The organism is Pseudomonas sp. IT-P258, assembly GCF_949767825.1.
Taxonomy (GTDB): Bacteria; Pseudomonadota; Gammaproteobacteria; order Pseudomonadales; family Pseudomonadaceae; genus Aquipseudomonas; species Aquipseudomonas monachiensis.
This window is the reverse complement of sequence record NZ_CATKPU010000011.1, coordinates 33,522-59,300: the sequence shown is the minus strand read 5'-3', so window position 1 is coordinate 59,300 and position 25,779 is coordinate 33,522. Positions and strand designations below refer to the sequence as shown.

Annotated in this window: 22 protein-coding genes and 1 pseudogene; 15 read left to right on the top strand and 8 right to left on the bottom strand. The window is 62.8% G+C overall.

What is annotated here, in order from left to right; all coding sequences use genetic code 11:
• Positions 1-87: 87 nt before the first annotated feature.
• From ACM6G4_RS00290 to ACM6G4_RS00265, 6 genes are all read right to left on the bottom strand, one after another.
• The gene (locus ACM6G4_RS00290) at positions 88-1,668 is read right to left on the bottom strand and encodes a FadD3 family acyl-CoA ligase (RefSeq protein ID WP_056722382.1); all 1,581 of its coding nucleotides are present in this window, start codon (positions 1,666-1,668) and stop codon (positions 88-90) included.
• Positions 1,669-1,740: 72 nt separating this feature from the next.
• Positions 1,741-2,487, bottom strand: a complete 747-nt coding sequence (locus tag ACM6G4_RS00285; RefSeq protein ID WP_414912749.1) for an SDR family NAD(P)-dependent oxidoreductase — start codon at positions 2,485-2,487, stop codon at positions 1,741-1,743.
• A gap of 231 nt (positions 2,488-2,718) precedes the next feature.
• Positions 2,719-3,801, bottom strand: a complete 1,083-nt coding sequence (locus ACM6G4_RS00280) for a 2Fe-2S iron-sulfur cluster-binding protein (protein ID WP_414912748.1) — start codon at positions 3,799-3,801, stop codon at positions 2,719-2,721.
• A gap of 13 nt (positions 3,802-3,814) precedes the next feature.
• The gene (locus ACM6G4_RS00275) at positions 3,815-4,570 is read right to left on the bottom strand and encodes a glucose 1-dehydrogenase (RefSeq protein WP_056722377.1); all 756 of its coding nucleotides are present in this window, start codon (positions 4,568-4,570) and stop codon (positions 3,815-3,817) included.
• Positions 4,558-6,237 (bottom strand): FAD-binding protein, encoded by a 1,680-nt coding sequence (locus tag ACM6G4_RS00270; RefSeq protein WP_414912747.1) that lies wholly within the window; start codon positions 6,235-6,237, stop codon positions 4,558-4,560. The genes ACM6G4_RS00275 and ACM6G4_RS00270 overlap by 13 nt, the downstream gene beginning before the upstream one ends.
• Before the next feature lie 9 nt (positions 6,238-6,246).
• A complete protein-coding gene (locus tag ACM6G4_RS00265) occupies positions 6,247-6,762 on the bottom strand; it encodes a flavin reductase family protein (RefSeq protein WP_046042741.1) in 516 nt (171 codons plus the stop codon).
• Positions 6,763-7,980: 1,218 nt separating this feature from the next.
• On the opposite strand from ACM6G4_RS00265, the gene ACM6G4_RS00260 reads away from it, so the two are divergent.
• The 14 genes and pseudogenes from ACM6G4_RS00260 to ACM6G4_RS00195 all read left to right on the top strand — a co-directional run bounded on the left by ACM6G4_RS00260 (position 7,981) and on the right by ACM6G4_RS00195 (position 21,993).
• Positions 7,981-9,165 carry a flavin-dependent monooxygenase gene (locus ACM6G4_RS00260; protein WP_409078867.1) on the top strand — a complete coding sequence of 395 codons (1,185 nt, stop codon included), beginning with the start codon at positions 7,981-7,983 and terminating at the stop codon, positions 9,163-9,165.
• 124 nt (positions 9,166-9,289) lie between these two features.
• A complete protein-coding gene (locus ACM6G4_RS00255; protein WP_116581264.1) occupies positions 9,290-10,411 on the top strand; it encodes an LLM class flavin-dependent oxidoreductase in 1,122 nt (373 codons plus the stop codon).
• Positions 10,412-11,091: 680 nt separating this feature from the next.
• A pseudogene (locus ACM6G4_RS00250) lies at positions 11,092-11,451 on the top strand (DUF6124 family protein).
• A gap of 141 nt (positions 11,452-11,592) precedes the next feature.
• Positions 11,593-12,483: a VOC family protein gene (locus ACM6G4_RS00245; protein WP_414912746.1), complete on the top strand. Its 891-nt coding sequence runs from the start codon at positions 11,593-11,595 to the stop codon at positions 12,481-12,483.
• An 11-nt stretch (positions 12,484-12,494) separates the two neighbouring features.
• Positions 12,495-13,376, top strand: a complete 882-nt coding sequence (locus ACM6G4_RS00240) for a CoA transferase subunit A (RefSeq protein WP_414912745.1) — start codon at positions 12,495-12,497, stop codon at positions 13,374-13,376.
• An 11-nt stretch (positions 13,377-13,387) separates the two neighbouring features.
• Positions 13,388-14,176 carry a CoA-transferase subunit beta gene (locus ACM6G4_RS00235; protein WP_414912744.1) on the top strand — a complete coding sequence of 263 codons (789 nt, stop codon included), beginning with the start codon at positions 13,388-13,390 and terminating at the stop codon, positions 14,174-14,176.
• A 23-nt stretch (positions 14,177-14,199) separates the two neighbouring features.
• On the top strand, positions 14,200-15,072 hold the full coding sequence (locus tag ACM6G4_RS00230) for an enoyl-CoA hydratase (RefSeq protein ID WP_414912743.1): 873 nt from the start codon (positions 14,200-14,202) through the stop codon (positions 15,070-15,072).
• Between the two features lie 2 nt (positions 15,073-15,074).
• Positions 15,075-16,142 carry an NAD(P)H-dependent flavin oxidoreductase gene (locus ACM6G4_RS00225; RefSeq protein WP_056722357.1) on the top strand — a complete coding sequence of 356 codons (1,068 nt, stop codon included), beginning with the start codon at positions 15,075-15,077 and terminating at the stop codon, positions 16,140-16,142.
• An 11-nt stretch (positions 16,143-16,153) separates the two neighbouring features.
• Positions 16,154-16,909 carry an enoyl-CoA hydratase family protein gene (locus ACM6G4_RS00220; protein WP_409078864.1) on the top strand — a complete coding sequence of 252 codons (756 nt, stop codon included), beginning with the start codon at positions 16,154-16,156 and terminating at the stop codon, positions 16,907-16,909.
• 10 nt (positions 16,910-16,919) lie between these two features.
• Positions 16,920-18,086 (top strand): acyl-CoA dehydrogenase family protein, encoded by a 1,167-nt coding sequence (locus ACM6G4_RS00215; protein WP_414912856.1) that lies wholly within the window; start codon positions 16,920-16,922, stop codon positions 18,084-18,086.
• A gap of 10 nt (positions 18,087-18,096) precedes the next feature.
• On the top strand, positions 18,097-19,164 hold the full coding sequence (locus tag ACM6G4_RS00210) for an acyl-CoA dehydrogenase family protein (RefSeq protein ID WP_414912742.1): 1,068 nt from the start codon (positions 18,097-18,099) through the stop codon (positions 19,162-19,164).
• A gap of 148 nt (positions 19,165-19,312) precedes the next feature.
• Entirely contained in the window at positions 19,313-20,461 is a 1,149-nt protein-coding gene (locus ACM6G4_RS00205; RefSeq protein WP_414912741.1) for an acetyl-CoA C-acetyltransferase, read from the top strand.
• Positions 20,462-20,532: 71 nt separating this feature from the next.
• Complete coding sequence (locus ACM6G4_RS00200; RefSeq protein WP_056722348.1) at positions 20,533-21,408, top strand: SDR family oxidoreductase; 876 nt, start codon at positions 20,533-20,535, stop codon at positions 21,406-21,408.
• Between the two features lie 75 nt (positions 21,409-21,483).
• Positions 21,484-21,993, top strand: a complete 510-nt coding sequence (locus ACM6G4_RS00195; protein ID WP_056722346.1) for a DUF1993 family protein — start codon at positions 21,484-21,486, stop codon at positions 21,991-21,993.
• 150 nt (positions 21,994-22,143) lie between these two features.
• Here ACM6G4_RS00195 and sstT read toward each other — a convergent pair whose 3' ends face one another.
• On the bottom strand, positions 22,144-23,376 hold the full coding sequence (gene sstT, locus ACM6G4_RS00190; protein ID WP_046043062.1) for a serine/threonine transporter SstT: 1,233 nt from the start codon (positions 23,374-23,376) through the stop codon (positions 22,144-22,146).
• Positions 23,377-23,721: 345 nt separating this feature from the next.
• On the opposite strand from sstT, the gene ACM6G4_RS00185 reads away from it, so the two are divergent.
• Positions 23,722-24,882, top strand: a complete 1,161-nt coding sequence (locus tag ACM6G4_RS00185; protein ID WP_414912740.1) for an MFS transporter — start codon at positions 23,722-23,724, stop codon at positions 24,880-24,882.
• Here ACM6G4_RS00185 and nhaR read toward each other — a convergent pair.
• The gene (gene nhaR, locus ACM6G4_RS00180) at positions 24,869-25,768 is read right to left on the bottom strand and encodes a transcriptional activator NhaR (protein ID WP_056722345.1); all 900 of its coding nucleotides are present in this window, start codon (positions 25,766-25,768) and stop codon (positions 24,869-24,871) included. The genes ACM6G4_RS00185 and nhaR overlap by 14 nt on opposite strands.
• Positions 25,769-25,779 lie beyond the last annotated feature (11 nt).

Genomic DNA, 25,779 nt, shown 5'->3' with positions numbered 1-25,779 from the left:
AGATCGCAGCCTTCGGCAGCTCCTACAGGGATCGGTGTACACCAGTAGGAGCTGCCGAAGGCTGCGATCTTTTTTGAGGCCCCGGTCTTAATTGACTGGCTGAAGTGCCCACTCGCGCAACACATTCTTGGTCACTTTGCCCGCCGCATTGATCGGCATGCTCTGCAGCACCTGCACCCGGCGCGGTACCTTGTAGTTGGCCATCTGCTCACGGCACCAGGCGAGGAACCGCACCTGTTCGATTTCCATCCCGGGAGCAGGCAGCAGGAACGCCATCGCCACTTCACCCATGCGCTCGTCAGGAATACCGATCACCGCTGCCTGGGCCACGCCCGGATAGGTCAGCAGGCACTGTTCGATCTCCGCCGGGTACACATTGAAGCCGCCGGTGATGAACATGTCCTTGAGGCGGTCGGTGATGCGCAGGTAACCCTGTTCGTCGAGCATGCCGATGTCACCGGTGTGCAGCCAGCCGTCGGCGTCGAGAATCTCCTGGCTGGCTTCGGGGTTGTTCAGATAGCCCTGCATCAGGTTGTAGCCGCGAATCTGCACTTCACCGGGAATGTTCGCCGGCTGGCTGCGGCCGTTGTTGCCGACACAGCGTACTTCTACCCCCGGCATCGCCCGGCCACTGGTGTTGGCGACCCGTTCCGCGGAGTCGCCGGCGCGGCAGATCGTGGCGAAACCGCAGACTTCCGTCAGGCCATAGGCGGTGACGATGGTCGCGAAGCCCAGTTCGTCGCGCATGCGGTGGATCATCTCCACGGGGATCGCCGCTGCCCCGGTCACCGCCACGCGCAAGGAACTCAGGTCGAAGGCACTGCGTTGCGGATGGGCCAGCAACGATTGATACAACGTCGGCGGCCCTGGCAATACGGTGATGCGTTCGCGCTGCACGCATTCGAGCACGGCCTGCACGTCGAACACTTGCTGCGGCAGGAGGGTGCAGCCACGCATCAAGGCGGCCAGCCAACCGGCCTTGTAGCCGAAGGAGTGGAAGAACGGATTGACGATCAGGTAGCGATCGCTCTCGCGCAAGCCGACGATATCGCTCCAGTCGCGCACGATGCGCAGGTTCTGGCCGTGGCTGGTCATTACGCCTTTGGGTTTGCCGGTGGTGCCCGAGGTGAACAGCACGTCGGACAAGGCCTGTGGGCCAACGCTCTGTTCGCGGGTGCGCAGGGCCAGGTGTGGCACGTCGGCCGCCAGATCCATGAACCGTTCCCAAGCCAGGGTGCCCGGATTGGCACTGCGCAGGCTGACAATGTGGCGCAGCTCAGGCAGGTCTTCCGACGCCAGCATGCCGGGGTAGTCCGCGCCAAGGAATTCGCCGATGGCAAACAGCACGCAGGTGCCGCTTTCGCGCAGGATGTAGCCGGCCTCACTCCCCTTCATTCGGGTGTTGAGTGGCACCAGGGCGGCGCCGACACTTTGCAGGGCGCCGGCGGCGACGATCCATTCCCACACGTTGGGCGCCCAGATCGCCACGCGGTCCCCGACCTGTACATCGAGGGCCAGCAGTGCGCGGGCAGCCTGGCGACGCAGTTGGTCCAGTTGTCGGTAGCTGATGACGTGGCCCGCGTCCTCGATGGCCGGGCGGTCGCCGTAGGCCTGGGCAGCGTTGGCGAACAGTTGAGCGATGGTCAGTGCGGTGGCGACAGGCGGCATGGGGCCTCCCCGGTTAGAAGACAGTTGCGAAAAAGGGAGTAGGCCGGGCAGGGCGCCCGGCCGGATAACGAATTACTGGGCGGGCGGGGCGAAACGGCGACCGGCGGAGAAACCACCGTCCACGGCGATCATCTGGCCGCTGACAAAGGACGCTTCGTCCGAGGCCAGGAACAGCGCGACGTTGGCCACTTCTTCCGGCTGCCCGGAGCGGCTGAGCATGTGTTGCGAAGCGAAAAACGCGTGGAACGCGTCATTGTCACGGACCATGCTGGTCATCGGCGTTTCGATCAGGCCCGGGCACAGGCCGTTGACGCGAATGTTGGCGTAGCCGTAGTCGATGGCCATCGAGCGGGTCAGCTGGTTGATGCCGCCCTTGGACACGTTGTAGGCCACGTTGCCGTCGCAGCCTTGCAGGCCGAAGATCGAACCGACGTTGATGATCGAGCCATTGCGTTGTTCAACCATCGACGCCAGCGCGTACTTGCTGGTGAGCATGCTGCCGGTCAGGTTGATGTCCATCACTCGTTGCCAGTTGGCGGTGGTGGTCTGGGTCACGCTGCCCTGGTCGGCGACGCCGGCGGCGTTGACCAGTACGTCGATGCGCCCGAAGCGGCTGATGACTTCTTGCATGACCTGCTGCACCTGCGCTTCGTCGCGCACGTCCAGGGTCATGAACAGGCCGGGAAAGTCAGCCGGTGCGCTGCCGATGTCCAGCCCGATCACTTGCGCGCCTTCGTCGGCGAAACGGCGTACACAGGCCAGACCGATACCCGAAGCGCCGCCGGTGACTACCGCGACCTTATTCTGCAAACGAGCCATAACTGCACCTCTTTTATTGTTGTGGGCTAATGCTTGGGCCGAGTCTAACCGCAGACCGGGCCGGACATGATCGTCCGTTGAGACTATGGCGACAGAGCGCCTCAATCGGCCTGATCGCAAATGAACGCACGTTCCCTGTAGGAGCTGCCGCAGGCTGCGATCTTTTGATTTTTCAGAAGCAAGATCAAAAGATCGCAGCCTGCGGCAGCTCCTACAGGGGCAGGTGTAGCCTCAATCGGGGAATTTCAGGCGTACCCGGGCACCGGTAGGTCGGCTCTGGCAGGCCAGTGTCCAGCCATCGGTCAGTTCCTTGGCGCTCAACACGTCGTTGCGCGCCAATTGGATTTCGCCTTCCTTGACCACGCACATGCACGCCCCGCAAAAACCCTCTTCACAGGACGACGGCACGTCCAGGCCCGCCGCCTTGCAACTTTGCAGCAGGGTGTCGCCGGGCTGGCAGGCAATCTCGTGTTGCTGGCCATCGAGTTCGACGATCAGCGCTTCGCACTGCGAATCCATGGCTGCAGCCCGTGCCACAGCTTCTTCGGCCAGCAGCTCGTCGGGGTCCGGTGGCGAGACGAAACGTTCGACGTGGATCCGCTCGGCCGCTTCGCCCAGTGCCAGCAGCGTGCGCTCCACGGTGTCCATGAACGGTCCCGGCCCGCAGATGAAGTACTCGCCACCGGCCGATCCGCGCAGCAGATGACGGACCTGATGGTCCGTCAGGAAACCCTGCACCGAATCGAGGACGTGCACCACGTGCAGTTGATCAGGATGCGCCTTGATCAACCGGCACAGCTCGTCCTTGAAAATCACCGACGCCTCATCGCGGTTGGCGTAGATCAACTTGATCGGCCGCCGGCTGCTGTGCAGCACCGATTTGAGAATGGAAAACACCGGGGTGATGCCCGAACCGCCCCCGAACAGGACCAGGGGTTTTTCGGTGTCCGTCTGCGGGTCCAGGCAGAACAACCCGGCCGGTGGCAATACTTCCAGCCAGTCGCCGACCTGCACTTCGTTCATCCAGTTCGACACCCGGCCGCCGTCGACCCGTTTCACCGTGACCTTGGGCAGCGCGTCCGCGAGGGGCGAGCTGGCCATGGAGTAGCAGCGGGTCAGCAGTTTGCCGGCCAAGGGCACGCGAAAACTCAGGAACTGGCCCGGTTTGTAGCGAAAGCGCTCACGCAGGGTTGGCGGTATGTCCAGCACCAGCGAGCGCGCATCGGCGGTCTCGTCGATCACCGCGCACACTTGCAATGAGACGCTTGCCGTCGTGTGTTCGGCCGGGGTCAGGTTCTGCTGTTGCGTGCCCATGTTCACCTCGGCCTCAGAGCCCGCTGATCAGTTGCGCATTGTCGACGCGGATCTCGGCACCGTTGACGAATCGCGACTCGTCGGCGGCGAGGAACAGCACCACGTTGGCAATGTCCCGCGGAGCGGCCATGCGGTTCATCGGGTCCTGGTCCAGCGCTTCCTGCGGGATTGGCTGACCACCGGCCAGGGCCTGGGTCATCGGCGTGTTCACGCCATCGGGGTGCACGCTGTTGCAGCGGATGCGGTAACCCTGCTGCTTGCAGTGCAGGGCAATGGAACGGGTCATCGCCGCCACCGCGCCTTTGGACGCCGAATAAGCGCAGAACATCGGCATCGCGCCCAACGCGGCCACCGACGACATGTTGATGATCGACCCGCCGCCGGTTTCCTTCATCGCCTGGATCGCGTACTTGCAGCCGAGGAAGTAGCCTTCGCCGTTGATCTTCTGCACCTTCTGCCACAGCTCCAGCGTGGTGTCTTCGATGCTGCCCAGGGCCAGGATCGCGGCGTTGTTGACCAGCACGTCGAGGCGGCCGAAGTGTTCGACGGTGGTTTTAACGACGTGCTGCCAATCGCTTTCGCTGGCGATGTCGTGGCGTATGAACAGCGCGTTGGCGCCGATTTCCGCGGCCACCTGGCGACCAGCCTCTTCGTTGAGGTCGGTCAGTACTACTTTGGCGCCTTCGCGGGCCAGCAGCAGGGCGTCTTCGCGACCGATGCCGCTGGCGGCGCCGGTGATGATGCAGACTTTGCCTTCTACACGTTGCATTGTTGTTCTCCTGATCGTGCGGTTTGAAGTGCGAATTGGTCGGCCACGTGGGCGGCAGCCCGGCGACCGGAATAAATACAGTCGGCCAGGGACAGGCCGGAGACGTACAGGTTGGACGCGACCCCGACCGCATTGCGGCCGGCGCTGTAGAGACCGTTTATTGGCTGGCCGGTGTGGTCCAGTACCCGACCGCTGTCCTCGCAGACCTTCAGCCCGCCCAGGGTGATGACCGGGCAGGGGAAAAGTTTGCTGTCGAAGGACAGGTCGAGGGCGTACCACGGGCCTTGTTCGAGGTTGGCGAGCATCGCGGCGGATTTGCCGAACTCGTCGGCGACCTCACCCCGTGCCGCGCGGGAATAGCGTTCGACGCTCTGGCGCAGCAGTTCCGGCGGCAGGCTGCAGCGTTTGGCCAACCCGGCCAGACTGGTGCTGCGCTTGGCGTTGAACAACAGGTTGAGCAGCACTGGCAGGCGCTGGAAATTCCACACTTTGCCGGGGCCGACCTGACTGAGTGCTTCTAGAACCAGCGCCTGATTGAGAATCAGAATGGCGCGGCCGTCCTGTTCTTCGACCATGGCGTGGCCGAGGGTCGCGCCGTAGATTTCTTCGTTGGCGTAACGTTGCCCGCGAGCATTGACGATCAGTCCGCGAGCCCAGGCCAGTGGTGGATTGATGAAGCGCCAGGCGCTGACCTTTTCCATTCGCGCCACGCTGCCACCGGCGCTTTGGCCCAGGGCGATGCCGCTGCCATTACACCCGGTGGCGCCTAGCGGCAGACCCGCCAGGTACTGCGGCGCGTGTTGGCGAACCAGATCGCGATTGAAGATAAAGCCGCCGCTGCTCAGCAACACCGCCTGTTCGGCACGAATCAATTGGCGAATGGCGCTGGCCTGTTCGATGCAGCGCTGACGGGCGCGCAAGCGGTCGGCCAACGCCGGAGCGTACATATGAATGGCGGCGGCCCAGCGCGACAGACGGGCATGTTGTCTGGCGGCGCGGCTACCCGACGGCAACTGCCAGGCTTCGACACCGAGGACCTTGTCGTCGAGGTCGAGCACCAGTCGCCGCACTTCGCACTGGCTGCGCAGGCGCGCGCCATTACGCAAGGCGCTGGCCTTGAGCGGGGCGAACAGGCTGGCGCCGGACATGCCCGGGCCTTTGGTGCGGTGGCCACGGGGCGCCGGCTTGGCGCTGGCGGCATAAGCCGGCACGGCTTCGTTGCCGGAGTAATAGAGGTAGTACTGGTCGCTCGGGTACGAGGTCTTGTGCGGCGGCACGCTGGCTTCGAAGGCCGCGCCTTGGCGCTCCAGCCAGGCCAGTTGCTCGCGGCTGCCTTCGCAGAAGTTGCGCAACGTCGCGTGGCTGATCGCTTCGCCGACTTCCTGACGCAGGTAATTGAACATGGCCTCGCTGCTGTCTTCATAGCCAGCCTGTCGTTGATACGGCGTGCCACCGCCGGCATACACCACGCCGCCGCTGAGTGCCGTGGCGCCGCCGCCTTCGAAGCGATCCAGTGCGAGTACCGACAGGCCGCGAGTGCTGGCTTCGATGGCGGCACAGGCGCCGGCACCGCCAAACCCGACGATCAGCAAGTCGCAACGGTCATCCCATGGCAACTGGTCGGCGCTGTTCACTCGCAACGCCGTCAACCGGTTCAGGCTGTCCATGTTCGGGCCTCAGCCAGCAGCAGCGAGAGAAGGTGCGGGTTTGGCGGTGGTGGTGTAGCTGCCGTCGAGGTAGACCAGCGGGGTGATGGCATCAGTGGTGTGGATCTGCAGGATGCGCCCGATGAACACGGTGTGGGTGCCGTAGCTGAAGTGGCCGTCCTGGCGGCAGAGGATCGCCGACTGTGCGTCACCCAGGTAAGGAATGCCGCCGGGGCTGGTCAGCCAGTTGCCACGGTCGAAGCGCGCTTCGCCCTTGATCGCGCCGCTGCACAGGTTGGCCAGGTCTTGTTGTTCGACGCCGAGGATGTTGACGCAGAAGTCGGCACCGGTCGCCAGTGCGGCGTGGGGCGAGGCGGTCTTGTTGACGCAGATCAGCAGTGATGGCGGCTCGGTGCTCAGGGAGTCGACCGCGGTGGCGGCCATGGCGAAGCGTTCGGAGCCGTTGCTGGTGCTGATAATGGTGACTGACTTGGCCAGGCGGCGCATGGCCTGGAGCATGTCGGCTTTGAGATTGACGTCGTTCATCGCACTGGGCCTTTTTGTTGGTTGGGGAGTGCGATGGATTCTTGCTCTGGCTCTTGTCTGGGGCATCGTCCGAGGGGACTAGGCCTTGGCGGCCTCTGGGCCGACCAGGCTGGTGGTTTGGGTTGTGTACATATCCGTTTCTTCGGTAACGGCGGCTGGCGGTTTCGCCCTTACGGCGAGTCCCTTTTGTCAAACGACACAAAAGGAACCAAAAAGTCTCGCCCCTTACGTACGGCCCCTCGCTGAGGCTCGGCGTTCCTTCGCTGCGGTATTCATCCGGGGGCATTGCCCTCCGGTCGGCTTCGCTTCGACCTACATGCAATGAGTTCGACTGCGTCGAACGGCGCTGCGCGCCAATCCCCGGATGAACACCTCCACTCAGCCTGCCGAGGGGGCGGGTGGATCAAGATCAAGAGCTGCAGGCGAGCTAACGCTCGGCCTGATGAGTGGTGAGAAGCGTGGGTGTACGCCGCTCTGCTTTTGCTTTTCTGTGGGAGCGAGCTTGGTCCGGGCGGCGTTCCGACGATGGCGGCCTGCCAGCCGACCAATTCCTTACAGACTCAGCACCTGTGGGAGCGAGCTTGGTCCGGGCGGCGTTCCGACGATAGCGGCCTGCCAGCCGACCAGGTACCTCCCAGACGAACGAAACCCGTGAACAGGCCGGCCGGTAGGCCGCCTCGGGCGCTGTTGCGGTACACGCCCCCTCGTGAGGCCGAGTGGAGGTTCTGCGCAGTGGGCAACCCGGCATGGATGCCGGGTTAGCCGCCCCCGGCCATGGATGGCCGATGGCACCGAATGTCAGGGGCAAGAGCCCTTTGGTTACTTTGGGGCTTTTCCAAAGTGACCCGCCGTAAGGGCGGAACCCTAAGTGGCCGTGACCGCAGCAATGGATATGTACACCCACAAAACACTCGTCGCCTGACACAAAGCCATCGTCGGAACGCCGCCCGGACCAAGCTCGCTCCCAAAGGGATCTTCAGTGGCCACAAGTCCCGAGTAAAACAGGGGGCTCATGTGGGCCTGCCCGCGAAGACGGCCTGCCAGCCAACACATCACTTTCTGATTCACCCCCCAGAGACCAGTTCCCCAATCCCACATGGTCCGTTTGAGGGATGTCTCCAGCGTTGCGCATTGTTTGAATGCCAGTGTAGGGGCGCTACACCCGCCCCGTTGTACGCGCGCCCCGGCGGACGGGGTGAACAAAGGAGAACAATAAAAATGCTCAACCAAGACCTGATTCGCCAGCGTCTGAGCCAACGTGCCCGCGAGTTGGTGCCGATCCTGCGTGAACGCGCCCTGAATGCCGCGCAAGCAGGCCAGTTGCCTGAAGAAACCCTGAAGGATTTCCACGACGCCGGGTTCTTTCGCATCCTTCAGCCATCGCGCTGGGAAGGCTATGAACTGGAGCCCAAGGACTTCTTCGACGTGCAGATGACGCTCGCCGAAGGCTGCATGTCTTCGGCCTGGGTACTGGGGGTGGTGGCGATCCACAACTGGCAACTGGCGCTGTTCGACGACCGCGCGGCCCAGGATGTCTGGGGTAGCGACTCCAGCGTGCTGATCTCCTCTTCCTATATGCCGGTGGGCAAGGTCGAGCGGGTCGAGGGTGGCTTCAAGTTGAGCGGACGCTGGGGCTTTTCTTCCGGCAGCAAGCATTGCGACTGGGCGTTCCTCGGTGCGCTGGTGCCGTCGGCAGAGGCGGGTGGGGCGCCGGATTACCGGACGTTCCTGGTGCCGCGCAGCGACTACCAGATTCTCGATAACTGGAACGTCATGGGCCTGGAAGCCACCGGTTCCCACGACATCCTGGTGGAAAACGCTTTCGTGCCCGAGTACCGCACCCATCGCGCGTTCGACGGTTTCATGCAGAACAGTCCGGGCAACGAGGTGAACACTGCGCCCCTGTTCCGCCTGCCGTTCGGGCAGATATTCGTGCGTGCTGTTTCGTCCTCGGCCATCGGTGCCCTGCAAGGCGCGGTGGATCAGTTTGTCGAGCACAACCGTGCCCGGGTCGGAGTCAATGACGGTCGCAAGATGGTCCAGGACCCGGCCGCGCAATCGTCGCTGGCCAATGCGATGGTCTGCGTCGACGAGTGCAAGACCGTGCTGCATCGCAACTTCGCCCTGATGCTCGAGCGCGCGCAGAAGGGCGAGCCGTTGAGCATGCCCGAGCGGGTGAAGATGCGTTACGACTCGGCGCTGGTGGCCGACAAGTGCGCCAAGGCCGTTGGCGACCTGATGTTCAACAGCGGTGCTTCGACGATCTTCCGCAGCCATCCGATCAACCGTGCGTTCCGCGACATTCACACCGGTCGCGCCCACGTTGCCAACAGCCCGGCCAAGTACGCCTGGAACCTTGGCGGCGTGAGCATGGGCCAGGACAGCAGCGACTTTTTCCTCTGACGCTGCCCTACAAATCGGCTAGTCCGTTTGCGTGATTCGAGCGCCCCGCCGATGCACGAGCATTGGCGGTAAGGCGATGGTCTACGGCGCCGATTGCGCATCCAAATAAGCACAAGGATCAACCATGAAATTTTCCCTGATTTACGAAGCCCAGACGGTGGACTCCAGCCGCGAAGGCGACCGCAAGATTTTCGAGGACACCGTCGAACAGGCCGTGCTCGCCGACAAGCTCGGTTTCGACACCTTCTGGTGCGTGGAACACACCGCGCTGAGCAACTACTCGCACATGTCCGCGCCGGAAACCATGCTGGCTTTCGTGGCCGGTAAAACCGAGCGCATCGGCATCGGCCACGGCGTGGTCTGCCTGCCGCCGGCGATGAACCACCCGGTAAAAGTCGCCGAGCGCATCGCCACCCTCGACCTGCTGTCCAAGGGCCGTGTGCACTTTGGCGTGGGCAAGGGCGGCACCCAGCAGGAAGCCGGCACCTTCGGCTACGACCTGGCGACCTTGCAGCCGCAGATCGACGAGATGATGTACCTGATCCCGAAAATGTTCGTGCAGGACGAGATCGAGCACAACGGCGACTTCGTGCAGATCCCCAAGCGCCCGATCCATCCAAAGCCGTACCAGGATCCGCACCCGCCGATGTACCTGGCGTGCACCAACACCGAGTCGCTGAAGAATGCCGGTGGTCGTGGCATGGGCGCGCTGGTGCTGGGCTTCGGTGGCCCGGAAGAAATCGCCAAGAAGGTCGAGGTGTATCACACGGCCTACGACAACCGCGATGAGAAGAAGCAAGTGGGCTTCCGTCCTAATCGCCACATTGCCGCGCTGTGCCCGGCCATCGTGCTGGACGACAACGAAGAAGCGCGTCGCATCGGTATCCGTGGCCAGCGCTACTTCATGGAGTCCCTGGGCTACTGGTACGGCGGCGGCGAACGTCCGGACCCGGAGAAGTGGAAAGACGACACCTTCGTCGATGGCAACGGCCAGAGCGTGATCAAGTCGCGCTTCGCCTCCGAAGAAGTCAGCGTCGACTTCTCCGACCCGACCATGGCCATGATGAACCCGAACCACGCCTACGGCACCGTCGAGGATTGCATCGGCTACGTGCAGCGCCTGATCGATGCCGGCGCCGACGAAATTCTGTTCATCTGCCAGATGGGCACCGTGCCGCAGTGGGCACAACTGGAGACCTTGAAGAACATTGGCGAGAAGGTGATTCCGCATTTCCGCAAGGGATAACGGAAAGCACAGGGCGTCGAACAACTCCATCCCTGTGGGAGCGGGCTTGCCCGCGATGAGGGCATTACATTCAACATTTCAGTTGGCTGACAGATCGCCTTCGCGGGCAAGCCCGCTCCCACAGGTTCAGTGTCATGCCCCAATGCCTCATTTTTTCAGGCCAGGCACGGACGTCAGGCCAACTTTTCCAACGGGTCCCCAAGGCCCGTTTTTTTATGCCTCAGATATTTCAGACCATCCCCGTAGGAGCTGCCGAAGGCTGCGATCTTTTGATCTTGATCTGGAAAAACAAAATCAAAAGATCGCAGCCTTCGGCAGCTCCTACAAAGGTGTTAGTGAGGGTTGTTTAATGCCTGTCGGATTAACGTCTTGAAAGCTACAGCGCCTTGCGTCGTTGCCTACAGGTACGCCAGAATCCGCCGGCTTGTGCGCCTTGGAGCCCCTCGGTAACTTGATTCGCGTCACTGCTCATCAGTGATCGGGTTTAGCAGCTCGGGTATAACCTAAGTCGTACGACGCTTCTATCAGTCAGGTTTTGTGCCTGTATTTTGATGGTGGCTGTACGCAGGGCGCCCTTGGGCGCGCCGGCTTCTTAGGTTCCCCGGTCTGCTAACCTGCGTGCAGCTGCCACCCTCTTCGTTTAGCAGCAGGAGGTTGGCACATCATTAGGAACCTGAGATATGTTCAAAGTCACACCAAACCCGTCGGACACCGATCCAGCATCCCCGTACGAACCCGATTCAAAAAAACTCAACGAAGCCGCCGAGCGTGCCCTCGCTTACCACTTCCCCTAGACCGCCGACATCAAAGCCACCCCTCGAACCATCAGCACGCTGTTCAGCGTCGACCCCGGGGCCACGACCGAAACCCTGGTGGTCTATCTGGTCGAGACCCTGGCCTCGGTCGATGTGATGGTGCATCAACTGGTGGATCATCTGGAGGGCGGTGACCGTAATGCGCTGCTGGGTATTTCCAATAGCGTCATGCTGGCTGAGATCACCGCGAACCGCGTGCTCGATCAAGTCGATCCGCGAGAGTAGCGATTGCGTTCTGCCTGTTTTCCGCTAGTCCCATTGGACGATGTTGCCCCTCCCCGAACCCGTTTGAATAGCCCCTACATAAAGTCTCCCCCGGCACCAGCCGAAGGGCGGCACGGCCTGAGAAAAACGAGGAGTGCATCCATGGATATCCGTGGTCTGGGTTACGTCACCCTGCTGTCCAGCGACCTGGCGCAATGGCGCCACTACGCAAGCCAGGTGTTGGGCATGATGGTCAGCGGCGATGATGAGCGTCTGTACCTGAAAATGGACGAGCGTCATTACCGCATCCTCGTGCAGAAGAACGCCGAGAACGGTTTCGGTGCCTGCGGTTGGGAGGTGGCCGGCAAGGCGGCGCTGGAACAGGCGGTCAGCGAGTTGCAGCAGGCCGACGTGCAAGTGATCCGTGGCACCGCCGCCGAAGCGGAACTGCGCAAGGTCCAGGAACTGGTGCACTTCAGCGACCCGGATGGCAATCGCCACGAAATTTTCTGGGGCCCGTTGCAGGATTTCGCCCGTTTCGTCTCGCCGGTGGGCGTCAAAGGTTTTGTCACCAACGACCTCGGCATGGGCCACGTCGTACTGCCAGCCCCGGCCTTCGAACGCTGCCGCGACTTCTACGAGCAGGTGATGGGTTTCGGCCTGTCGGACCTGATGAAAGTCCGCTTCACCCCGGACCCGGCCGAACCGCAAAAGCGTATTCACTTCCTGCACTGCAACAACGGCCGCCACCACTCGCTGGCGATTTTCGAGTGCCCGATGCCCCACGGTTGCGTGCACATGATGGTCGAGGTCAACGCGCTGGACGAAGTCGGCCGCGCCCTGGATCGCGTTCATGCCAACGGCGTGAAGCTGTCGGCCACCCTCGGCCAGCACACCAACGACCAGATGATTTCTTTCTACATCAAGACCCCGTCCGGGTTTGACCTGGAATACGGCTGCTATGGCCTGGTGGTCGACTGGGACCGCCATACACCGTTCGAAAGCACCGTGGTCAGCCACTGGGGCCACGACTTCAGTGTCGGTCGCCAATGAGGAACAAGACGATGGACAAGCAAATGAGCACCGCCGGGATTGTCGGCCAACTGCGTGACGGCATGACCATCGGTATCGGTGGCTGGGGCCCGCGCCGCAAGCCGATGGCGCTGGTGCGCGAGATTCTGCGCTCGGACCTCAAGGAGCTCACTGTTGTTGCATATGGTGGCGCGGACGTCGGCATGCTCTGCGCGGCCGGCAAGATCAAGAAGCTGGTGTTCGCCTTCGTGTCCCTGGATTTCATTCCACTGGAGCCGTACTTCCGCAAGGCGCGCCAGGAAGCGGCGCTGGAAGTGATGGAGATCGACGAAGGCATGTTGCTGCTTGGCCTGCGCGCCGCAGCGATGAATGTGCCGTTCATTCCGACCGCCGTGGGCCTGGGCACCGACGTGCTGCGCCACAACCGTCAGATCAAGTTGATCGCCTCGCCCTATGCCGATGGCAAGGACTGGGTCGCCATGCCGGCGCTCAAGCTCGACGCGGCGCTGGTGCATGTCGACCGCGCCGATGCACGCGGCGTGTGTCAGATCAGCGGTCCGGATCACTACATGGACGACCTGTTCGTGCGGGCCGCGACCCACAGCTACGTGACCTGCGATGAGCTGGTCGACAGCGAGTATTTCCATCAGGACAGCGCCCATGCCCATCAAGTGTTCTGGGAACGCAACCTGACCACCGCCGTGGCCCACGTGCCGGGCGGGGCGCATCCGTCGTCGTGCGCGCCGCTGTACGGTTTCGATGTTGCGCACTTCAAAGCCTACAACGCCACGGTCCAGGCGGCCGATGGCTGGGAAGGTTATGTGCGCGACTACGTCGACTGCACCCACGAACAGTATCTGGAAAAGGTCGGCGGCCTGGCTGCGATCCGTGAACTGCCATTGCCGATTTTCTAAGGAGCCTTTCGATGAGCACTACTGATTTCAGCCTCGCTGAGTTGATGATCTGCGCGGCCTCCGAAGCCTGGCGCGAAGACGGCGAAGTATTGGCCTCCGGCATCGGCGTGATTCCGCGTCTGGCCGCTTCGCTGGCCATGTTGACCAGCAACCCGAACCTGCTGATGACCGATTCCGAAGCCTACATGGTTGCCGAACCGGTGCCGTTGGGCGCACGCAAGGGCTACGAGCCCAAGCGCGACAGCTGGATGGGTTTCTCGCGGATTTTCGACAACGTCTGGGGCGGCAAGCGCCATGCGTTGGTCGGCCCGACCCAGATCGACCGTTACGGTCAAGCCAACATTTCCTGCATCGGTGACTACGCCAAACCCAAGGCGCAGATGCTCGGCGTGCGCGGTTTCCCCGGCAACTCGATCAGCCACGCCAACTCGTTTTGCGTGCCGAGCCATAACCGGCGGGTATTCGTCGAAGGCGAGGTCGATATGGTCGCCTCGGTCGGCTACAACCCGGCCCGCCTGGCGCGGGGCTGGTCGCTGGACGACATCGACATCCGCCTGATCATCACCGACCTCTGCGTCCTGGATTTCCAGGGCCCGCAGCGGCAGATGCGCATCCGTTCGCTGCACCCCGGCGTGACGGCGGCGCAAGTCCAGGACAACACCGGCTTCGAGCTGCACGTGCCGGACGTTTGCCCGACCACGGCGGCACCGACGGCCGAGCAGTTGCAGCTGATCCAGCGCCTGGATCCGCACAACCTGCGCGCCCTGCAACTCAAAGACAACCCGCCAGGCCAACGCTGAGCAACGCGTTGCGGAGAAAAGTGATGGCTGAACATAACGATAACAATCAGGCCGGGGTGGTGCTGTACGAGGTGCGCGACGCGGTGGCCCTGGTCACCATGAACCGCCCCGAGTTCCACAATGCGCAGAACTCGCAGATGACCTATGCGCTGGACGCGGCGTTTCGCCGGGCCTGCGATGACGATGAAGTGAAGGTCATTGTGCTGCGCGGCGCCGGCAAGCATTTCTCCGCCGGGCATGACATCGGCACCCCGGGCCGCGACGTCGACAAAACCTTCGACCGCGCCAGCCTGTGGTACGACCATGTGAACAAACCGGGCGGTGAGTTTCTCTATGCCCGCGAGCAGGAAGTCTATCTGGGCATGTGCCGTCGCTGGCGCGAGATGCCCAAGCCGACCATCGCCATGGTCCAGGGCGCGTGCATTGCCGGTGGTTTGATGCTGGCCTGGGTCTGTGACCTGATCGTCGCCAGCGAAGATGCGTATTTCGCCGATCCGGTGGTGCGCATGGGCATTCCCGGGGTCGAATATTTCGCCCACGTGCATGAACTCAATCCGCGCATCGCCAAGGAGTTCCTGTTCCTCGGCGAACGCATGCCGGCACCCCGTGCCTATCAGATGGGCATGCTCAATCGGGTGGTGGCTCGCGATGAGCTGGAGCAACAGACCCTAGACATCGCCGGGCGCATTGCACAGATGCCGCGCCTGGGCCTGCAATTGAGCAAGCAGGCGGTGAACAACGCCGAAGACCTGATGGGCAAGCGCGCAACCATGGACATGGTGTTCGGCCTGCATCACTTCGCCCATGCCCACAATGAGCTGGTGTCCGGCGACCGTCTCGGCGGCTACGACGCCAAGGCCATGGCCAGTTCCCAGCGCAAAACGGGCGAGGCGTGAGCATGGCGATCTCGTTGAATACTCGTTTGACTGAACTGCTCGGTTGCCGCTACCCGATCATCCAGACCGCCATGGGCTGGGTCGCCGACCCGAAACTGGTGGCGGCCACGGGCAATGCTGGCGGCTTTGGTTTTCTCGCCGGGGCGACCATCGAACCGCAGCAGATGGAAGCGGCGATTATCGAAACCCGGCGCCTGACCGACCAGCCGTTCGGCGTGAACTTCCACATGTACCAGGCCAATGCCGGCGAGATCGTCGAGCTGGTATTGCGCCACAAAGTCCGGGCGGTCAGCTACAGCCGTTCGCCGGGCAAGCACATGATCAGCCGCTTGAAGGATGCCGGGGTGGTCTGCATTCCCACAGTGGGCGCGCTCAAGCATGCGCAGAAAGCCGTGGAAATGGGCGCCGATGCGGTGACTGTACAGGGCGGCGAGGGCGGCGGGCATACCGGTTCCGTTCCTACTTCGATGCTGCTTGATCAGGTGGTCAATGCCGTGTCGGTGCCCGTGGTGGCGGCCGGTGGTTTCAAGGACGGCAGGGGCCTGGTGTCGGCCCTGGCCTACGGTGCCGAAGGCATCGCCATGGGCACGCGTTTTTTGATGTGCGCCGACAGCCCGGTGCCCCAGGCGACCCTGGCGCGGTACCTGGCGGTCAAGGACCCGGCGGCCATCATCATCAGCCGCGCCATCGACGGCATGCCGCAACGGATGATCCGCAACGAATTGCTCAACCAGCTGGAAAACAGCGGTGGTCTCAAGCGCCTGTTGCTGGCGTTGCAAAGTGGCCTGGCCTACCGCCGCCACACGGGCATGAGCCTGACCCAGTTGCTGAGCAGTGCCTTGAAAATGCGCGGTGCCGGTGAACTGACCGCCGCGCAAAGCATCATGGCCGCTAACGCGCCGATGGTGATCCAGAAAGCCATGGTCGACGGGCGTCCGGCCGAGGGCGTGTTGCCTGCCGGACAAATCGCTGCATCCATCGACAGCTTGCCCAGCTGCGCCCAATTGATTGAACAGATCGTCCGCGACGCCGAAGCGCGCCTGGGCGAGCTGTGCCGCCGTGTGTCGTGAAGGGGAAAGGCATGAAACCATTTAGCGTGAGTATTGATAGCGGCATCGCAGAACTGGTGTTCGACCGGCCACCGGTCAATGCCTTCAGCAGTCAGGGCTGGGCCGATATCGCCAGCGAGATCGAGGGCCTGGGTCGCGACAGCGACGTGCGGGTGATCGTGATCCGTGCCGAAGGTCGCGGCTTCTGCGCCGGGGTCGATATCAAGGAACTGGCCGCCGACGGCAACCTGATCGTCGCGGTGAACAAGGGCAACTACGATAGCTTCAAGGCCATCCACCGCAACCCGAAACCGGTGATCGTCGCCGTGCACGGTTTCGTGCTGGGCGGCGGCATCGGCATTTGCGGCGCCGCCGACATCATCGTCGCGTCCGAGTGCGCCACCTTTGGCGTGCCGGAAGTGGATCGCGGGGCCATGGGCGGCGGTGCGCATTTGCAGCGCCTGTTCCCGGTGCAGAAAGTCCGCCACATGTACTTCACCGGCGAGGCTATCGACGCCGCCGAAGCCTACCGCCTGGGTGCGGTGGAGCGGGTGGTCAAGCGCGAAGACTTGCGCGACGCCGCGTTGCAGATCGCCCGCACCATCGCCGCCAAGAGCCCCGGCATGATCAGCCTGGCCAAGGAAGCGCTGAGCGGCATCGAAGACGGCAATCTGGAAGACAAATACCGCTGGGAGCAGGGCTTCACCCTCGAAGCCTACCGCTCACTGGACTCTCAGGAAGCACGCGACTCGTTCGTCGAGAAACGCGATGCCCGATTCAACGGCTGAAGGCATATCCATGGACCTGACCTATACCCCGGCCCAGCAGGCCTTTCGTGCCGAGGCACGGACCTGGCTGGCGGCCAATGTACCGAGTGAACCGCTGCAATCGTTCGACACCGAGGCTGGCTTTGCCCAGCACCGGGCGTGGGAAGCCAGGCTCAACGAAGGCCGTTGGGGCATGGTCACCTGGCCGACCGAGCTCGGCGGGCGCGGTTGCGACCTGATCGAGTGGCTGATTTTCGAGGAGGAATACTACCGTTGCGGGGCGCCGGCACGGGTCAACCAGAACGGTATCTTCCTGCTCGGCCCGACCCTGATGGAGTACGGCACCCCGGAGCAAAAGGCGCGTTTTCTGCCGCGCATGGCCACTGGCGAAGACATCTGGGCCCAGGCCTGGTCCGAGCCGGGCGCCGGTTCCGACATGGCGGCGATCCGTTCCAAGGCTGAACGCGTGGGCGACCACTACGTGATCAACGGCCAGAAAACCTGGTCGACCCGTGCGGTGTGGGCCGATTGGGCGTTCGGTATTTTCCGTACCGACGCGCAGTCCCAGCGTCATCACGGCCTGACCTTCATTTTGCTGCCGCTGGATACGCCGGGGATCACCGTGCGGCCGATTCCGCAGCTCAACGGCTTGCCGGGCTTCGCCGAGATCTTCTTCGACGACGTCAAGGTGCCGGTGGAGAACGCCCTCGGTGGCGAAGGCATGGGCTGGCATGTGGCGATGTCTACCGCCGGTTTCGAGCGGGGTTTGTTGCTGCGCTCACCGGCGCGCTTCCAGGAAACCGCCAAGCGTCTGGTTCAGCTGTACCTGGCCAACCGCGAGCAGGCCGACCGCGACCCGGCCATCGGTGAAGCGGTGATGCGTGCCTGGCTCGATGCCGAGGCCTACACCCTGAGCACCTACATGACCGCCTCGCAACTGGTGCAGGGCGGCAAGATCGGGCCGGAGTCGTCGACCAACAAGATCTTCTGGTCCGAACTCGACCAGCGCATGCACGACACCGCCATGAGCATTCTCGGCCTGCGCGGCGAACTGCTGCCGCATGCACCGGCCGCCGGTGACGTCGGCCATTGGCTGGAAGGTTTCCTGTTTGCCCAGGCCGGTCCGATCTACGCCGGCACCAACGAGATCCAGCGCAACATCATTGCCGAACGCATGCTCGGCATGCCGCGTGCCTGAGGAATAGACCATGGACTTTAGTTTCAGCCGCGACCAACTGCTGTTTCAGGACAACGTCCGCAGCTTTCTGATCAACGAAGTCACCCCGGAACGCATCCGCGAACTGTGGCAGAGCGACAACGGGCGCAGTGATCAGCTCTGGGCACAACTGGTGGAACTCGGCCTGACCGCCCTGACCGTCCCCGAGGCGCAGGACGGCATGGGCATGAATGAGCTGGACTTCGTGCTGATCGCCCAGGAATGCGGTTATGCCGGTCTGCCCGAGCCGCTGGTGGAGACCATGCTGGTCGGCGTGCCGTTGCTCGCCGCACTGGATGAGCAACACGCGTCGTTCAAACAAAAATGGCTGTCGCGAGTGGCCGAGGGCCGTGCACGTCTCGCGGTTTCCGAGCCAGGTAACCCGCTGGTCAGTGATGCCCATGTCGCCGATCTGCTGTTGCTGGCCCATGGCGATGAGGTGCATGCGCTGGAGCGTGATGCCGTGCGCCTGACCCGCAACGAGTCGGTCGATCCGAGCCGTCAGTTGTTTCAGGTCGAGTGGACGCCAACCCCCGCCACTTGTGTGGCCAGTGGTGAACAGGGCCGACGCCTGTGGGCAGCCGCCTTCAACCGTGGCGCCCTCGCCAGTGCCGCGCAATTGCTCGGGCTGGCCAAGCGCATGGTCGACCTGGCGGTGGACTACACCTTCGAGCGCAAGCAGTTCGGCAAGCCGGTGGGTTCGTTCCAGGCGGTCAAGCATCTGATGGCCAACGTCGCGGTGCAGATCGAGTTCGCCAAGGGCCCGCTGTACCGCGCCGCTTATGCCATCGCCGAACAACAACCGGAGCAGGACGTATTCGTGTCCCACGCCAAATTGGCGACCGCAGAAGCGGCCATGCTCGCGGCGAAAAACACCATCCAGGCTCACGGTGCCATGGGGTACACCTGGGAAGTGGATTTGCACCTGTTCATGAAACGCGCCTGGGTGCTGGACAAGGTCTGGGGTGATCGCGGCCTGCACAAAGGGCGGATTCGCGCGGCGCTGTTTGACGGCACACCCGCGCTGGGTGCGGGCAGTACGTTTCTGACTCGTCAGTAAGGGTGACGAAATCCCCTGTGGGAGCGGGCTTGCTCGCGAAGGCGGCAGCACATTCAACATTTTTGTCGACTGAACTGACGCATTCGCGAGCAAGCCCGCTCCCACAGGTTATCGGCGCCTGACTTCAACTTTTATTGTGGGATACACCATGCCTGAAGCTTATATCGTCGACGCCCTGCGCACGCCCACCGGGCGGCGCAAGGGTGGTCTGAGCCAGATCCACGCCGCCGACCTGGGCGCCCACGTATTGCGTGCGCTGGTCGGGCGCAACGCCATTCCCGACGAGGATTACGACGACGTGATCTTCGGCTGTGTCGACACCATCGGCCCGCTGGCCGGGGACATCGCCCGTACCAGTTGGCTGGCGGCCGGGCTGTCGCAAGCGGTGCCGGGCACCACCATCGATCGCCAGTGCGGTTCGTCCCAGCAAGCGGTGCACTTTGCCGCCCAGGCGGTGATGAGCGGTACCCAGGATGTGGTCGTCGCCGGTGGCGTGCAGACCATGACCCAGATCCCGATTTCCTCGGCGATGATCGTCGCCGAACCCTTGGGCTTCACCGATCCGTTCAGCGGTTCCGAAGGCTGGGTGCGGCGCTATGGCGCGCAACCGCCAACGCAGTTCCGTTCGGCGCAGATGATCGCGCAAAAGTGGGACCTGTCCCGGGCGCAGCTTGAAGCCTATTCGCTGGAGTCCCATCGACGTGCCTTGCAGGCCATCGAGCAAGGCCGCTTCAATCGCGAGATCGTGCCACTGGCCGGTGTGCTGCATGACGAAACGCCACGCCAGACCAGCCTGGAAAAAATGGCCGAGCTGGAGTTCCTGTTCGGCTGCGACCGGGTGACCGCCGCGGTGTCGAGCCAGACCTGTGATGCGGCCAGTGCGATGCTGATCGTTTCGGAGGCGGCGCTCAAACGTTACGGCCTGACACCACGGGCACGCATCCATCACCTGAGCGTGCGCGCCGAAGACCCGATCTGGATGCTCACCGCGCCGATCCCGGCTACCGCTTACGCACTCAAGCGTGCCGGCATGAAGCTGGAAGACATCGACCGCGTAGAGATCAACGAAGCCTTCGCCTCGGTGGCCATGGCCTGGTTGAAAGAAACGGGCTATCCCCACGAACAGACCAACGTCAACGGCGGCGCGATTGCCCTCGGCCATCCATTGGGTGCCACCGGCACCCGCTTGATGTGCACCTTGCTGCATGAACTGGAACGCAGCGGTGGACGCTACGGCATGCAGACCATGTGCGAAGGCGGCGGTCAGGCCAACGTGACGATTATCGAACGCCTGTGATTTCAAGATGCCCACTGAACCTGTGGGAGCGGGATTGTGGCAACGAGTGATGAATTTGAAGGATGAGCAATATGAAAATCTGTGAAAACCGTGTGGTGATCATCACCGGTGCCGGCGGTGGCCTGGGCCGCGCCTACGCGCTGGCTTTCGCCGCCGAAGGCGCGAAAGTGGTGGTCAACGACATCAACCGCGAAGCGGCGCTGGCCGTGGTCGGCGAAATCCTGGGGCAAGGCGGCAGCGCCGTGGCCAACAGCGACGACATCACCCGCTACGACTCGGCGGGCCTGATTGTGCGCCAGGCCATCGAAACCTTTGGCGACCTGAATGTGGTGGTCAACAACGCCGGCATCTGCCGCGACCGCATGTTCGCCAGCCTGACCGAAGCCGACTGGGATGCCGTGGTAGCCGTGCATCTGAAGGGCCACTTCTGCATTTCCAGTCACGCCGTGAAGTACTGGCGCGAGCAGGCCAAGGGTGGCGCCAAGGTCGATGCGCGGATCATCAACACCAGCTCCGGCGCCGGGTTGCAGGGCTCCATCGGCCAGTCCAACTATGCGGCGGCCAAGGGTGGGATTGCTTCGCTGACGCTGGTGCAGGCGGCTGAACTGCGCCGCTACGGGATCACCGCCAATGCCCTGGCGCCGGCCGCGCGCACCGGGATGACCGAGCAAGTGTTCGCCGACACCATGAAAAAGCCTGAAGAAGGCTTCGATTACTTCGCCCCGGAAAACGTCGCGCCGCTGGTGGTGTGGCTGGGCTCCGAGGCTTCCGCCGGGGTGACCGGGCAGATGTTCGAAGTCGAGGGCGGCAAGTTGTCGATCGCCGACGGCTGGCGCCGTGGTCCGCAACTGGATCGCCAGGGCCGCTGGGCGGTTGGCGAGATGGGCGAAGCGATTGCGCAGCTGATGACTCAGGCCGTTCCGGCGGCGAAGGTTTACGGCAGCTGAAAAAGAACGGTCTCGGGAGGGCGCGGGTGGCTATAATCGGCCCCACGTTCCCTCCTGTCATCACACGAGACTGCCATGACCATTTCCCTGTACGACGCTTCCATCCCTGTTCTCCAGCAAATGCTCAACGCCCTCAGCGGTGTGCTGAAAAAGGCCGAAGCCCACGCTACCGAAAAAAACATCGACCCTAATGCCTTCCTGCAAGCGCGCCTGTTCCCGGACATGTTCCCGCTGGTACGCCAGGTGCAGATCGCCGTTGATTTCGCCAAAGGCATTTCTTCGCGTCTGGCCGAAGTCGAACTGCCGAAGTACGACGACACTGAAACCACCTTCGCCGAGCTGCAAGCATTGATCGCCAAGGTTCTGGCCTACATCGGCGAGTTCACGCCGGAGCAGATCAACGGCAAGGAAGGCATCGAGATCGTGACCCGTCCGGGCACGCCTAAAGAGAAGCGCTTCAGCGGCCAGTCCTACCTGCTGACCTACGGCCTGCCGCAGTTCTTCTTCCACGTCACCACCACTTACGCACTGCTGCGCCACAACGGCGTGGAAGTGGGCAAGCGCGACTACATGGGCGCGTTCTAAACCGTCCAGGTACAAAAAAGCCCGCCAAGGTTTACGCCTTGGCGGGCTTTTTCGTTGGTGGAGCCAGAGATCGCAGCCTGCGGCAGCTCCTACAGGGTGTACGGTGAGCCAATGTAGGAGCTGCCGCAGGCTGCGATCTTTTGATCTTCGTTAGGCCAGGCGTTCTGCTTTTGCCTCTTCACCCAGGCAAGCCGCCGCGGTGAACAGCACATCGGTGGAGGAGTTCAGCGCGGTTTCCGCCGAGTCCTGCAACACGCCGATGATGAAACCGACCGCCACCACCTGCATGGCGATTTCGCTCGGGATGCCAAACAGGCTGCACGCCAGTGGAATCAGCAACAGCGAACCACCGGCCACACCCGAAGCACCGCAGGCGCAGATGGCTGCGACGACGCTCAGCAGGATCGCGGTGGGAATGTCCACGGCGATGCCGAGGGTGTGCACGGCCGCCAGGGTCAGCACGGTGATGGTGATCGCAGCTCCCGCCATATTGATGGTCGCGCCCAGCGGGATCGATACCGAGTAGGTGTCTTCGTGCAGGCCCAGGCGCTTGCTCAACTCCAGGTTGACCGGAATGTTCGCCGCCGAGCTACGGGTGAAGAATGCCGTGATGCCGCTTTCGCGCAGGCAGGTCAGCACCAGCGGGTACGGGTTGCGACGCAATTTCCAGAACACGATCAGCGGGTTCATCACCAGCGCCACGAACAGCATGCAGCCCAGCAGTACGGCCAGCAGGTGCGCGTAGCCGATCAGGGCGCCGAAACCGGAGGTGGCGAGCGTCGAGGCCACCAGGCCGAAGATGCCCAGCGGGGCGAAGCTGATCACCAGGCGCACAATCACCGTCACGCCGTTGGACAGGTCGCCCAGCACTTCACGGGTGGTGTCGCCGGCGTGGCGGATGGCAATGCCCATGCCGATGGCCCAGGCCAGAATACCAATGAAGTTGGCATTCATCAGGGCGCTGACCGGATTATCGACCACGCTCAGCAACAGGCTTTGCAGCACTTCGCCAATCCCGCCTGGCGCAGTGACCGCGACGTCCTGGGTCGACAGCACCAGGCTCGAAGGGAACGTCATGCTGGCAACCACCGCGACCACGGCGGCGGCGAAAGTGCCCAGCAGATACAGGAACAGAATCGGCCGGATATGGGTTTCCTGGCCGTGCTTGTGGTTGGCAATCGACGCCATGACCAGCACGAACACAAGAATTGGCGCGACGGCTTTCAGTGCCGAGACAAACACTTTGCCGATGAACGCCGTGGACTTGGCCAGGTCGGGGGCAATCAGTGCCAGGGCAATACCGGCGATCAGGCCGATCACGATCTGTGTGACCAGGCTCAAGCGTTTAAGGCGTTGCAATAGAGAAGGGGATGAAGCAGTCATAAAACGGCATCTCTGATTTTTTATAAGTGCGAGGTTTCACCGCAGTTGCAGCAACAAGCAGGGCAGGCCGCAGACGGGAAACCGAGAGGGGAACACGGCGCTAATGCCAGCGCTGATTCCTGTGGCGAGGGAGCAAGCTCCCTCGCCACAAAGGGCGCGGACTTTATCACAGCGCAGGAACGATCTTTCAGGCCTGTGACGAACTGCCGCCCTGGCATTCAACGCGAATTACAGGTTCGTGCAACCGCATCCGAAAACACTCTGTTAAGATTCGCCATCCTCATTTTCATCTCTGCCAGTGGGCCTTCGGGCTATCGCTGGTGTTTTCGTTTTCTGGAGTTTTGCATGCTGTTGCCCATTCTTCTGTTGTCCGCCGCCGGCTTCACGGTGCTGACCACGGAGTTCATCATCGTCGGCCTGTTGCCGGCCATCGCCCGGGACCTGGAGGTCAGCATCCCCCAGGCCGGTTTGCTGGTGACCCTGTTCGCTTTCACCGTGGCCGCGTTCGGGCCGTTCCTGACGGCGTATTTCGCCCGCTTCGAGCGGCGCAAGCTGTTCATCTCGGTGCTGATCATGTTTGGCTTGGCCAACACGCTCGCAGCGCTGGCGCCGAATATCTGGGTGATGGCGTTTGCCCGTTTGATCCCGGCACTGGGGCTGCCGGTGTTCTGGGCCTTGGCCAGCGAAACGGCGGTGGATATCGTCGGGCCGGATTACGCCGGGCGCGCCATTGCCAAGATCGGTTTCGGCATCGTTTGCGCCACGGTGTTTGGCATTCCCGTGGGCACGCTGATTTCCGATGCGTTCGGCTGGCGCAGTGCCTTCGCGATTCTGGCGGTCATCGCCTTTGCCAAGGCGTTGCTGCTGTTTATCTATCTGCCCAGGACCAACCTGCACCAGCATCAGGTGAGTTTTCGCTCGCAGTTCAAGATTCTGCGCAGCCCGCTGATGCTCGGTCACGTGCTGCTGTCTGTGATTGTGTTCAGCGGCATGTTCACCGCGTACACCTATCTGGCGGACATTCTTGAGCGCCTGGCAGGCTTCAACGGCACCGTGGTCGGCTGGTGCCTGATGGGCTTCGGCGCGGTCGGGCTGATCGGCAACTCCCTGGGTGGCCGTGCGGTGGATCGTCACCCGTTGATGGCGTCGATGATGTTCTGTGCGTTCATGATCGCCGGCCTGGTGGCGCTGGTGCCGAACATCCATTCGCCCCTCGGCCTGGCGGCGGCGATGGGCATCTGGGGCGTGACCCAGGCGGCGTTGTTCCTGGTCAGCCATGTGCGCCTGATGAAAGCGGCGCCCGAAGCGCCGGCTTTCGCCGCGTCGCTGAACATCGCCGGGGCCAACCTCGGTATCGGTCTGGGGGCGATGATCGGTGGTCGGGTGATCGACAGCGTCGGTCTGCAAGGCCTTGGCTTCGCCGCCGCCGCTTTCATTCTGGCGTCGATCCTGCTGGCCATCGCCCTGATGACCTTCAAGCCCCGCGATGAGGTCACAGCGCTGTAAACAGCTCGCGTCGGGCACCTTCGGTAATGGCGACAATGCCGGGGTGCTTGACCTTGCGTTCCACTGAGATGGCATAGAACGACTCGCTCACCGCGTCGGTCTGGCCAATCACCTCCACGCCGTATTGGCGTTGCACTTCATCGGCAATCACGCTCGGGCCGATGAATATCCCGCTGCCGGATTGGCCGAAGGCCTGCATCAGGGCACTGTCGTCGAACTCACCGACAATCTGCGGCTGGATCTGCTGCTCGGCGAACCAGCGTTGCAAGCGGCTGCGCACCACGGTTTCCGGCCCGGGAATCAGCAGCGGCGCACCGTGCAGATTGCGCGGAAAGTCGTGTCCATAACGCGCCGCCAGTTCAGGGGTGGCGAAGAAGCTGATCCCGCACTCACCGAGTTTCTGACTGTAGCCCTTGATGTCCAGGTGCGACGGCATCGGGCTGTCGGAGATCACCAGGTCCAGGCGCTGGATCGCCAGGTCGGCCAGCAAACGCTCAAGCTTGTCTTCGCGACAAGTGATGCGCAGCGGTTCGCTCAGTTCCATGGTCGGTGCAATCAGGCGATAGACGATGGACTTGGGCACCACGTCGGCCACACCGACACGAAACAGGATCTGCTGTTCATTGGGTTGTGCCCGCAGCATCAGTTCCAGTTCGCCACCGAGCTGGAACATTTGTTCGGCGTAGGGCAGGGCCTGGCGGCCGGCCTCGGTGAGTTCCAGTTGCCGTCCGACGCGCCGGAACAACTCGATGCCAAAGGTCTGTTCCAGCAATGAAATCTGCCCGCTGATGGTTTGTGGCGTGAGATTGAGCTGCTCACAGGCGCGCACGATGCTGCCGGTCTTGGCCACCACCCAGAAGTAATGCAATTGCCGATAGTTGAGCATGGCGTCCAACA

Excerpts from the sequence above, each read along its gene's own strand:
- ACM6G4_RS00290 (WP_056722382.1), bottom strand. The coding sequence starts at position 1,668 with ATGCCGCCTGTCGCCACCGCACTGACCATCGCTCAACTGTTCGCCAAC.
- ACM6G4_RS00285 (WP_414912749.1), bottom strand. The coding sequence starts at position 2,487 with ATGGCTCGTTTGCAGAATAAGGTCGCGGTAGTCACCGGCGGCGCTTCG.
- ACM6G4_RS00280 (WP_414912748.1), bottom strand. The coding sequence starts at position 3,801 with ATGGGCACGCAACAGCAGAACCTGACCCCGGCCGAACACACGACGGCA.
- ACM6G4_RS00275 (WP_056722377.1), bottom strand. The coding sequence starts at position 4,570 with ATGCAACGTGTAGAAGGCAAAGTCTGCATCATCACCGGCGCCGCCAGC.
- ACM6G4_RS00270 (WP_414912747.1), bottom strand. The coding sequence starts at position 6,237 with ATGGACAGCCTGAACCGGTTGACGGCGTTGCGAGTGAACAGCGCCGAC.
- ACM6G4_RS00265 (WP_046042741.1), bottom strand. The coding sequence starts at position 6,762 with ATGAACGACGTCAATCTCAAAGCCGACATGCTCCAGGCCATGCGCCGC.
- ACM6G4_RS00260 (WP_409078867.1), top strand. The coding sequence starts at position 7,981 with ATGCTCAACCAAGACCTGATTCGCCAGCGTCTGAGCCAACGTGCCCGC.
- ACM6G4_RS00255 (WP_116581264.1), top strand. The coding sequence starts at position 9,290 with ATGAAATTTTCCCTGATTTACGAAGCCCAGACGGTGGACTCCAGCCGC.
- ACM6G4_RS00245 (WP_414912746.1), top strand. The coding sequence starts at position 11,593 with ATGGATATCCGTGGTCTGGGTTACGTCACCCTGCTGTCCAGCGACCTG.
- ACM6G4_RS00240 (WP_414912745.1), top strand. The coding sequence starts at position 12,495 with ATGGACAAGCAAATGAGCACCGCCGGGATTGTCGGCCAACTGCGTGAC.
- ACM6G4_RS00235 (WP_414912744.1), top strand. The coding sequence starts at position 13,388 with ATGAGCACTACTGATTTCAGCCTCGCTGAGTTGATGATCTGCGCGGCC.
- ACM6G4_RS00230 (WP_414912743.1), top strand. The coding sequence starts at position 14,200 with ATGGCTGAACATAACGATAACAATCAGGCCGGGGTGGTGCTGTACGAG.
- ACM6G4_RS00225 (WP_056722357.1), top strand. The coding sequence starts at position 15,075 with ATGGCGATCTCGTTGAATACTCGTTTGACTGAACTGCTCGGTTGCCGC.
- ACM6G4_RS00220 (WP_409078864.1), top strand. The coding sequence starts at position 16,154 with ATGAAACCATTTAGCGTGAGTATTGATAGCGGCATCGCAGAACTGGTG.
- ACM6G4_RS00215 (WP_414912856.1), top strand. The coding sequence starts at position 16,920 with ATGGACCTGACCTATACCCCGGCCCAGCAGGCCTTTCGTGCCGAGGCA.
- ACM6G4_RS00210 (WP_414912742.1), top strand. The coding sequence starts at position 18,097 with ATGGACTTTAGTTTCAGCCGCGACCAACTGCTGTTTCAGGACAACGTC.
- ACM6G4_RS00205 (WP_414912741.1), top strand. The coding sequence starts at position 19,313 with ATGCCTGAAGCTTATATCGTCGACGCCCTGCGCACGCCCACCGGGCGG.
- ACM6G4_RS00200 (WP_056722348.1), top strand. The coding sequence starts at position 20,533 with ATGAAAATCTGTGAAAACCGTGTGGTGATCATCACCGGTGCCGGCGGT.
- ACM6G4_RS00195 (WP_056722346.1), top strand. The coding sequence starts at position 21,484 with ATGACCATTTCCCTGTACGACGCTTCCATCCCTGTTCTCCAGCAAATG.
- sstT (WP_046043062.1), bottom strand. The coding sequence starts at position 23,376 with ATGACTGCTTCATCCCCTTCTCTATTGCAACGCCTTAAACGCTTGAGC.
- ACM6G4_RS00185 (WP_414912740.1), top strand. The coding sequence starts at position 23,722 with ATGCTGTTGCCCATTCTTCTGTTGTCCGCCGCCGGCTTCACGGTGCTG.
- nhaR (WP_056722345.1), bottom strand. The coding sequence starts at position 25,768 with ATGCTCAACTATCGGCAATTGCATTACTTCTGGGTGGTGGCCAAGACC.